This is a genomic window from Anaerophaga thermohalophila DSM 12881 (assembly GCF_000191885.1).
GTDB lineage: Bacteria > Bacteroidota > Bacteroidia > Bacteroidales > Marinilabiliaceae > Anaerophaga > Anaerophaga thermohalophila.
In genome coordinates this window covers 19,663-28,946 of the sequence record NZ_AEWI01000027.1, presented here as the reverse complement: position 1 = coordinate 28,946, position 9,284 = coordinate 19,663, and the positions used below count along the sequence as shown (strand labels likewise).

The window sequence follows — 9,284 nt, the reverse complement described above, 5'->3', positions numbered from 1 at the left end:
GCCAATCTGTGTCATCTGTGGTAAACTCTCAACCTCATCCTCATCCTCACCCTCATCCTTAACCTCATCCTCATCCTTCTCCCGTTCACTACCCCTACTCCATCTTCCTCTTATCAATTACTCTTTTAGCTTTTCCCTCGCTTCTTTCTATGGTTTTAGGCTCTACCAGTTTTACATTAACCGAAAGCCCGATGGTACTTTCAATCTGATTCTTGATTTTTTTACGCAGATTCTGAAGTTCGCTGATCCTGTCCTGATAAAACCTGTCCTCCACTTCCACGTGTAACTCAAGCGTATCAAGATTGTTAACGCGATCGACAATCAACAGATAATGGGGTGTTGTTTCATCCATATCGAGCAATACGCTTTCAATTTGCGAAGGGAAGAGATTTACACCCCGGATAATCAACATATCATCGCTACGTCCGGTACACTTGTCCATTCTTACCAGGGTTCTCCCACAACGGCAGGTATCGTAGTGAAGACGGGTAAGATCGCGCGTTCTGTACCGGATAACCGGAAGTCCCTCCTTGGTAATAGTAGTGAAAACCAATTCTCCAAACTCACCCTCAGGCAAAACCTCCAAAGTATCAGGATCGATAATTTCGGGTATAAAATGGTCTTCATTAATGTGAAGACCGTTTTGATATTCACAGTCGAAGGCAACACCGGGACCGATGATTTCACTCAGCCCGTATATATCAAAAGCCTTTATCCTGAGTTTCTTTTCAATCTCCTTGCGCATGTTGTCTGTCCATGGTTCTGCGCCTAATATCCCGGCTTTAAGTTTCAGTGCATCCCGTTCAATTTCACTTTCTTCAATAGCCTCAGCCAGATAGGAAGCATAAGAGGGGGTGCAGGCCAAAACCGTACTGCCAAAATCATGCATTAATTGTAACTGACGTTTGGTATTTCCGCCTGAGATGGGAATCACCGAAGCGCCCACCTTTTCGCCCCCGTAATGAAGACCCAGTCCGCCGGTAAAAAGTCCATACCCGTAAGCAATCTGTATAATATCATTCTTGCCGACTCCCGCACTGGTGAGGGTACGGGCCATCACCTCCGACCATACGCCAATATCGCGGCGGGAATAACCCACCACGGTAGGTCGTCCCGTGGTTCCTGACGATGCATGAAGACGGATTATTTCACTCATGGGAAGAGCAAAAAGACCGAAAGGATAATTATCGCGAAGGTCTTGCTTGGTAATAAACGGAAGAAGTTTTAAATCATTAACTGTCCGGATATGTTCCGGGCCCAAACCCTTTTCCTGCATTCTGGCCCTGTAATACGGGACATTGTAATAAACCCTTTCAACGGTGTCTCGTAACCGGTCATTTTGAACTTCTCTCATCTGTTCGCGAGGCATAGTTTCAAAATGCCGGTTCCATATCGATAGTTCCATAAAGATTAAAATTTATACATGTCACTGGCCGAAATCAGTTCCATTTCGTGCTTCTGAAGTTCTTCAATTGCTTTTTCTATATTGTCGCTTCTCAATACAATAAACGATTTGTCACCGGGTGAGAACCCGTAAAGATATTCGATACCGATGCCGGCATCCGAAAGTATTTCGAGCGTTTTGGAAAGGGCGCCCGGTGTGTTGGGGGTTGCAAATGAGATCACGTCGTTGACATTCACCGAAAAAAGGTTTTCTTTCAGTATGGCACGTGCTTTTTCAGGATCGGAAACGATCATTCTTAGTATACCGAACTCGGTAGTATCGGCAACGCTGCATGCTGATACATTGATGTTCGATTCTCCGAGTATACCAAAAACTTCGTTGAGCCGACCGGCACGATTTTCTAAAAAAACCGATAACTGTTTTATTATCATAGATTTGAATTTATTTTTTTAATAAAGCAGGTGAAATTTACAAATTATTAACAAATTTCCCCGGAAAACCGGAAATAACTTATCTGAAAAATTATTACCACTTCACCGGAACAACAATGATTAAGCCCGTTCCTAAAAGAGCTGTTTTTGTCAAGGTCGGGGCCTTTAGGGTGTGTAATAGACTTGTATAGAATTTTTCGCCTTCGAATTGTCATATATTACACACTCCGGGTTTTTGAACCGGAGTTAACTACTTGTTAATGACGATTAAAAAATTTTCTACAACAATAAGATTAAAAAAAAGGACTTTTAGAAGTTGACTCATAATTTTTATTAGAAAACCCGAATACTTTGCACTATTTTTGCTGAGAATAACAATGCCATCGTTTTCAGGGAAAAGCGATGTGAGGATTCATTTCAAAATCAGCCATTAAAAAAATGAGTACGGTATAAAAAGCATATTTTTGCCAAAATCGAGGCGTTTTAAATTTTTGTACCGCAGTTAACCATTTGTTCATGAGTGTCCAGAAATTTAAAACAACAATGAGTTTGGCAACAAAGATGCTTTTTATACCAGGTTCAAAAATTATTCATCCGACTTTTGACCAGAAATAAAAATAAAATATTACTTCTGCTTTTTGGCCTCCTGGTGGGACTTCCACTGGTAGTGACTATTGTTTTTATGTTTCCAGGGGTACAAACCAGAGTGGTTTCGAATATTACCCGGCGCTTAAGCGATGACCTGAACACGGAAATATCCATCGGTCGAATTCAGGCTCTGCCTTTTTCAGGAATCAGAATAAATGATTTTCTTATTCGTGATCTGAACAGGGATACCTTGCTCTTTTCTCCAAGTGTTCATGCCGAAGTAGATTATTTCTCTTTTCTGAAAAAACACTTTTACATTGGCAGGATAACAATAAATGCTCCTCAAATAAACCTGACCGAACACGACAAAAAAATGAACTTTGCCTTTTTGATCGACTCAATCGGAGCCAATCGTCCCGACACATCAAAATGGCACTACTCCGTCAGAGGTATCAACATAAAAGACGGAAGTATTTCTCTTGCTCATTCTGTATTCCAAAACCCGGATTTAAAGAAGCATTCATTTTTATTCAACAACGTCAATCTCGACATAGAGAGAACTTCAGGCGTTGCAGATTCATTGAATTTCCGGATCAATAATTTATCGTTAGAGGAAAAAGCCGGACTTTCCATTCAAAGCTGCGGAGCCGAGGGGAAAATTCGGCCCGACAAGGTATCTGTTAAGGATTTTTTTCTGAAAACGCCTTTTTCAGAAATCAATATTAGTCGTCTTGAAATTCCGGTAAACCCGGAAAAAAATAAATTAGATGATAATCAACGGTTTTTGACTAAAATAAGAAAAATTTATCTGTCACCCGAAGAGCTGGACTTATATCTCAAAAACATCCCGCAAATTGAAACATCCATTGGTTTGTCGGGTCAGATTTATGGTTCATCTGATAACCTGAAAGGACGTGGTATTAATCTCACACTGGGACGGGAAACGAGGATAAATTTGTCTTTCGACATCAGTGATCTTTCCGACTATAAAGAAACATTTCTATTCATAGACATCGAAAACCTTGAAACTACCCCCTCCGATTTGTTCAGAATCACCGGAAGATCGGAAGACCTGAAAGGAGGCAATTTACCTGCTCTCGGGACTATCAGGTACACCGGTAATCTCACGGGTTTTACCAGCGACATGGTTGCTTACGGAAGCTTCAATACTGCGCTTGGAAATATCAGCACCGATATTGGAGTTAAATTTGAAGAAGATAAATCTGTCTCATACAAAGGAGGGCTGAAAACAATCGATTTCAAATTGGGAGAAATACTGAACGATAAAAGCCAGATCGGTAATCTGACTATGAATGTTGATGTAAACGGAGTATGGAAAGACAAAAGTCACTATTTCTCCTATCTGACCGGAAAAATAAAGAAATTTGAATGGAACGAATACCTTTATCGCGATATTGACATTAACGGACTTCTTACCCATCAAAGGTTCGACGGCTCAGTCAGGGTTGATGACGATAACGGAAGTATGGCATTTGACGGAAAGTTCGATCTGGCAGGAACCATTCCCCGATTCCGGTTTAGAGCATTCCTGGAAAATGTGATGGCCGACCGCCTGAACATTTTACCAAACCTGAAAGACGGCGTTATTACAATGACCATAGGTGCCGATTTTGAAGGAGATAATCTTGACAATCTTGCAGGTGAAGTTAATATTACCGAAGGACTTATTTTCACTCCCAACACTTCGCTCGAAATTGACACCCTTTCATTGAAAGCCTTTAAAAAGGATAGTGTGAAGCGAATGACACTGCGGTCTGATTTTGTGGAAGCTGATCTGACAGGACAATACAACTTTGCTAATTTCAGGCAGTCATTTGTTGATATGATTTCACATTTTCTGCCTGCACTGGTTCCTCCGGTGGATGAAAACGAAGTCCCCGCGAACATTTTCAAATTCAACGTAGATTTCAACGGGTTTGACAAAGTCATCAGACTGTTTTCCCCCGACCTGGAAGTGGCCGGAAAAGGGAAACTGAACGGCACAATCGACTCAAAAAAACAGATATTCGACATTAATGCTTCATTCGACAACGCAGCTTTCAAAAGCATCACTGCAAAAGACATAGAGTTTTATGCCAATACAAGAGGTGGTGATGACCTGCAAATAGTAACCCGCGCCAGGGAAATTGACCGGAATAATGCTTTGACCTTATATAATTTCTCAATACATCAAAAAGCCAGGCAAGATACCCTCGATATGAATATTTTCTGGAACAACTGGCACGAAGTCACCAACAGCGGCGCAATTTATAGTACATCTTCCTTCCGTAAGGACGAAAAAGACGATTTCTATTTCACTACTCATTTGCATCCTTCTACTGTTATACTCAGGGATTCCATCTGGAATATCAATGAAGCAAAAATATCACGAACACCAAATACGATAAGTATCGAGGGGCTTGAAATTAAACACGATCGCCAGAGGCTTGCTCTTAACGGCTTTCTTCACCGAAAATCAATGGATGGTCTGCGCCTTGAAATGGACAACATCGACCTCTCTCAGCTTTTCAAACCGAACAATGAAAAATCGCATCATTTTGGTGGTCTGGCCAACGGCAACATAGAACTGAAAAATTACTATCGAACACCACTCTGGACGGCTAATTTTTCAATTGACGATTTTAGTTTTGACGGAGATACTGCCGGCTTTTTAACCATTGCATCTCAATGGGATCAAAGCAGCAACGCACTGGCAGTCAGCACTTCTTTAAAAGACGGCGAAAAGACACCTCTTGCCGGCGAGGGACATATTTTCCCCGAAGAAAACAACATCAATATTGATCTGGACCTGAACGGTTTTAATGCTTCATTTTTAGGCTCTTTTATTGGAAACATATTACAAAACTTTTCGGCCGGCACATCGGGTGAACTTCATCTTACCGGTCCTCTCAACAAACCTCTGCTGACAGGTAAAGTAAATATTGATAGCGGCCGTTTCGATGTAGACCTTTTGCAAACCTCCTATATACTCAGGGATTCTGTATGGTTTTATCCCAATGAAATACGATTCAAAGATGTTGAGGTAGAAGATAAATTCGGGAAAACAGGTCGTTTCAGAGGTTCAATTTATCATACGGGTTTTTCCGACATGGTATTTAACCTGCAACTCGATGTAAACAATCAATTGGTATTAGACACCAAGGCAAAAGACAATCCCTATTACTACGGAACAGTTTACGGGACCGGGAAGATGCTGGTAAACGGCACATCACAAAACACGGAATTAACGATCAGCTGCACCACCGAAGAGAACACCAGGTTTTTTATTCCAACGGCTGACACAGATGAAGCTGTTCAAAGCAATTTCATTCGTTTTATCTCCGGCAAAGATCAACAAGAAGACCCATACAATGCTACTCCTGAAGAAAACGGTGCCGAATACAAAGTAGAACTCTCAGGTCTTGAGCTAAACATGGATATTGATGTTACGCCTGCCGCCAGAATAGAGATCATCTTTGATGCCGCAACAGGCGATGTGCTTACCACTACAGGTAGCGGGAATATCCAAATTCATATCAACCGGCAGGGAAATCTGAGTTTATTCGGAGAGTACATGATTGAAGAAGGTGAATACCTCTTTTCACTTCAAAACCTCGTCAACAAAAGGTTCCAAATCAACCAGGGAGGTACTGTTACCTGGCAGGGCGATCCATATAAGGCACAAATTGATCTTACAGCTGTTTACAAATTGAAAGCCCCACTCTCCGATCTGATTGGCCCGATAACAGACACCGGAACAGGCGAAAACCAGGATATTTACAGACGTATCCCCATCCATTGCAACCTGATGCTGTCCGGACCACTCGAAGAGCCGGGAATAAAATTCGGCATTGAAACACCTACTTTAAGTGAAAGCCGGGAAAATTACATCCTTGATTTTATCACTTCCGAAGAAGAAATGAACCGTCAGGTATTATCCCTTCTTGTCCTGAACCGTTTTTATACGCCCGATTACCTCAGAATGGAAAATACCGAAGGTATGCAAACAAACAATGCCGCCCTGGTAACCACTACCGAAATGCTGTCAAACCAGCTGAGCCGGTGGTTGTCGAATATTAGCAACGAATTCGATGTGGGAGTCAGCTACAGACCTGAAGACAATATTTCAAGTGAGGAAATTGAAGTAGCTCTTTCTACACAAATGTTCAATAACCGTGTAACCATAAACGGAAACGTGGGTTACGGAAAATACCAGACCAACACCAGTAAAATGGTAGGAGATTTCGACATGGATGTTAAGCTGAATAAGAGCGGAACCATCAGAGCAAAAGCCTATACCCGGTCAAACGACGACATCATTTACGAAACGTCGCCAACAACACAAGGCATCGGCATCTCCTTTAAAGAAGAATTCGACAAATTCACCGAATTACTTAGCAAATACTGGAAAGCCATCACAGGAAGAAAGGATGAGGAAGATTAATAATAACCAAAAATCTGACAAACTATCGGTTTCAGCGTGGCACCGCACCGGTTGCCGGTTTTACTGCTTTCCCATCGCCTGCTGATCAAGCAACCACAGACTCTTCGACCTGTCAACCTTTGAGGCCGGATAAATACGGTAATCTCCTTTCCGGTTCAGTATTTCATCTACCTTCGGGGCCTTTTTCTCACCGGTTACAAGAAAAACAATCTCCCTGGCATTATTGATGACCTGCCCGGTCAGGGTGATGCGTTTCTGTCCCGTTTCGGGATGTGTACCTATCTCGCACCATTGAGGCGAGTCCCAAAGTGATAGCTCATGCGGAAAAATGGAAGCGGTGTGTCCGTCGTCGCCCATTCCCAGTACCACAACATCAAACCGTGGAATGCCGTTCTCCTTTGGCAGGTTTTTATCAATCACCGTGCGATAATCAGCAAGGGCTTCTTCGGGCGTCAGCTCTCCCTTTATTCTGAAAATATTTTCTGAAGAAACACCAATATGATCAAAAAGATGCATTTTTGCCATTTTGTAATTGCTTTCATCGCTATCCGGCGGTACGCATCTTTCATCTCCCCAGAAAAACTTAATCCGATCCCACTTTACGACATCTTTATACTCCTGCGATAGCAGGTCAAAAATAGCTTCAGGAGTGCTGCCACCCGACAGCGCGATATTCACCACATCATTTTGTCGGGTGAGTGCTGTCAGATAATCACCAAAAAAACGGGCAAGTTGTTCTTTAGAGTAAAAAATCTTTGTTTCCATTCATTTTCAGTTTAGTGGTTAGAAGTTAGTGGTTAGAAATTAGTGGTTAGTGGTTAGTGAAATGAGAATTGTTAATACAAAGCAACCAGCAACTCAGAACCCGAAACTCTGAACCCGAAACGCTTCAAAGCTCGCAATACAAACCGTCAGATAAATTCTTGCAGGGGTAGCGCCAGGTCATATTTCCCTCTATCAGATCGTCGCTTTCCTCAGGGCCCCAAGAGCCGGCAGGATAACCGTGAACTTTAATACATGGTCGTTCTTCCCAGGCCTGAAGGATAGGATCAATAAACTTCCAGGCTGCTTCCACTGCATCTCCCCTGGAATAGAGCGTGGGATCGCCCAGCATACAGTCAAGCAACAAACGCTCATAGGCCGAAGGAAGATATGTATCGTTCAGGTCTGAATAATGAAAATCCATATTCACATCCTGTACTCTGAAACCGGCTCCCGGCAATTTCATCCCAAATTTCAGCAATAGTCCTTCATCCGGCTGAATGCGAATAACCATTTGGTTCTGCTGCCGGATTATAGCGGGATCGTCGGCAAACAGGTGATGTGGAGTCGCCTGAAAATAAATAACAATTTCCGTTACCCTGGTGGGCATCATTTTCCCTGTCCTGATGTAAAAAGGAACGCCAGCCCAGCGCCAGTTGTCAATAAAAAACTTCATGGCGACAAAAGTCTCAACCCTCGATTTGGGATCAACCCCTTTTTCCTGGCGATACCCTTTCACCTGCTTCCCACGCATCTGCGATTCCATATACTGACCACGTATCACGTATTTCTCAACCTCATCCTTAGAAATAGGACGTAACGACTGCAAAACTTTAACAATTTCATTCCTTATGCTTTCGGCATTGATCAGAGCAGGAGGTTCCATAGCCACCAGGCTGGTAAGCAGCAACAAATGGTTCTGTACCATATCCCGCAAAGCACCGGATTCTTCATAATAACCACCACGACCTTCAACACCAATATCTTCGGTTGATGTTACTTCTACGTGGTGTATGTAGTTGCGATTCCACAAAGGTTCATAAATATTATTCGAAAAGCGGGTTACCAAAAGGTTTTGAACCGTTTCCTTTCCCAGATAATGATCAATACGATATATCTGTTCTTCACGGAAATACTCCAAAAGCTCACGATTTAACTTTTTGGCACTTTCAAGATCACGCCCGAAGGGTTTTTCTACAATTATCCGCCTGAATCCATCTTCACTCCGGTTCAGCCCCTGTTCTGCCAGGAAACGGGGAACCAGCGAATACATACTGGGAGGGGTCGCCAGATAAAAAATGAAGTTCCCTTCGCTCCCTGTTTCCTTGTCAAGTGCCAGCAGTCGCTCTTTAAATCCCTTGTATTCGCTGCCCTCCTTGGTATTAAAGGAGTAATAGTAGAGCCGCTTCAAAAAATCATCAAAAGCGCCCTCCTTTTTGGAAGAGAACTTACTAATACCCTCTTTCATATTTTCACGGAACTGATCGTCCGACAGCTTTGTTCTGCCCAACCCCAGAACCGAGAATTTTTCCGGCAAGAGCTCTTGTTTATGCAAATCGGCAAGTGCCGGTACAAGTTTACGTTTGGTTAGATCTCCTGATGCTCCGAAAATAACCAGTATGTGATTTTGTGGTTTTCTCATTGTTCTATATTA

At 42.6% G+C, this 9,284-nt stretch carries 5 protein-coding genes; 1 reads left to right on the top strand and 4 read right to left on the bottom strand.

Going from position 1 to position 9,284, the window contains the following annotated elements:
- Window positions 1-94: 94 nt before the first annotated feature.
- Together ATH1_RS0109665 and ATH1_RS0109660 are read right to left on the bottom strand one after the other, a co-directional pair.
- A complete protein-coding gene (locus ATH1_RS0109665) occupies window positions 95-1,405 on the bottom strand; it encodes a phenylacetate--CoA ligase family protein (RefSeq protein WP_010420788.1) in 1,311 nt (436 codons plus the stop codon).
- A gap of 5 nt (window positions 1,406-1,410) precedes the next feature.
- Window positions 1,411-1,836, bottom strand: a complete 426-nt coding sequence (locus ATH1_RS0109660; RefSeq protein WP_010420786.1) for an ACT domain-containing protein — start codon at window positions 1,834-1,836, stop codon at window positions 1,411-1,413.
- A gap of 601 nt (window positions 1,837-2,437) precedes the next feature.
- Here ATH1_RS0109660 and ATH1_RS0109650 point away from each other — a divergent pair.
- The gene (locus tag ATH1_RS0109650) at window positions 2,438-6,868 is read left to right on the top strand and encodes a translocation/assembly module TamB domain-containing protein (RefSeq protein ID WP_010420785.1); all 4,431 of its coding nucleotides are present in this window, start codon (window positions 2,438-2,440) and stop codon (window positions 6,866-6,868) included.
- Between the two features lie 60 nt (window positions 6,869-6,928).
- Here the strand turns inward: ATH1_RS0109650 and pgl are convergent, their stop codons facing one another.
- Together pgl and zwf are read right to left on the bottom strand one after the other, a co-directional pair.
- Window positions 6,929-7,633 (bottom strand): 6-phosphogluconolactonase, encoded by a 705-nt coding sequence (pgl, locus tag ATH1_RS0109645; protein WP_010420783.1) that lies wholly within the window; start codon window positions 7,631-7,633, stop codon window positions 6,929-6,931.
- A 124-nt stretch (window positions 7,634-7,757) separates the two neighbouring features.
- Complete coding sequence (gene zwf, locus ATH1_RS0109640; protein ID WP_010420781.1) at window positions 7,758-9,272, bottom strand: glucose-6-phosphate dehydrogenase; 1,515 nt, start codon at window positions 9,270-9,272, stop codon at window positions 7,758-7,760.
- Between the last annotated feature and the right edge of the window lie 12 nt (window positions 9,273-9,284).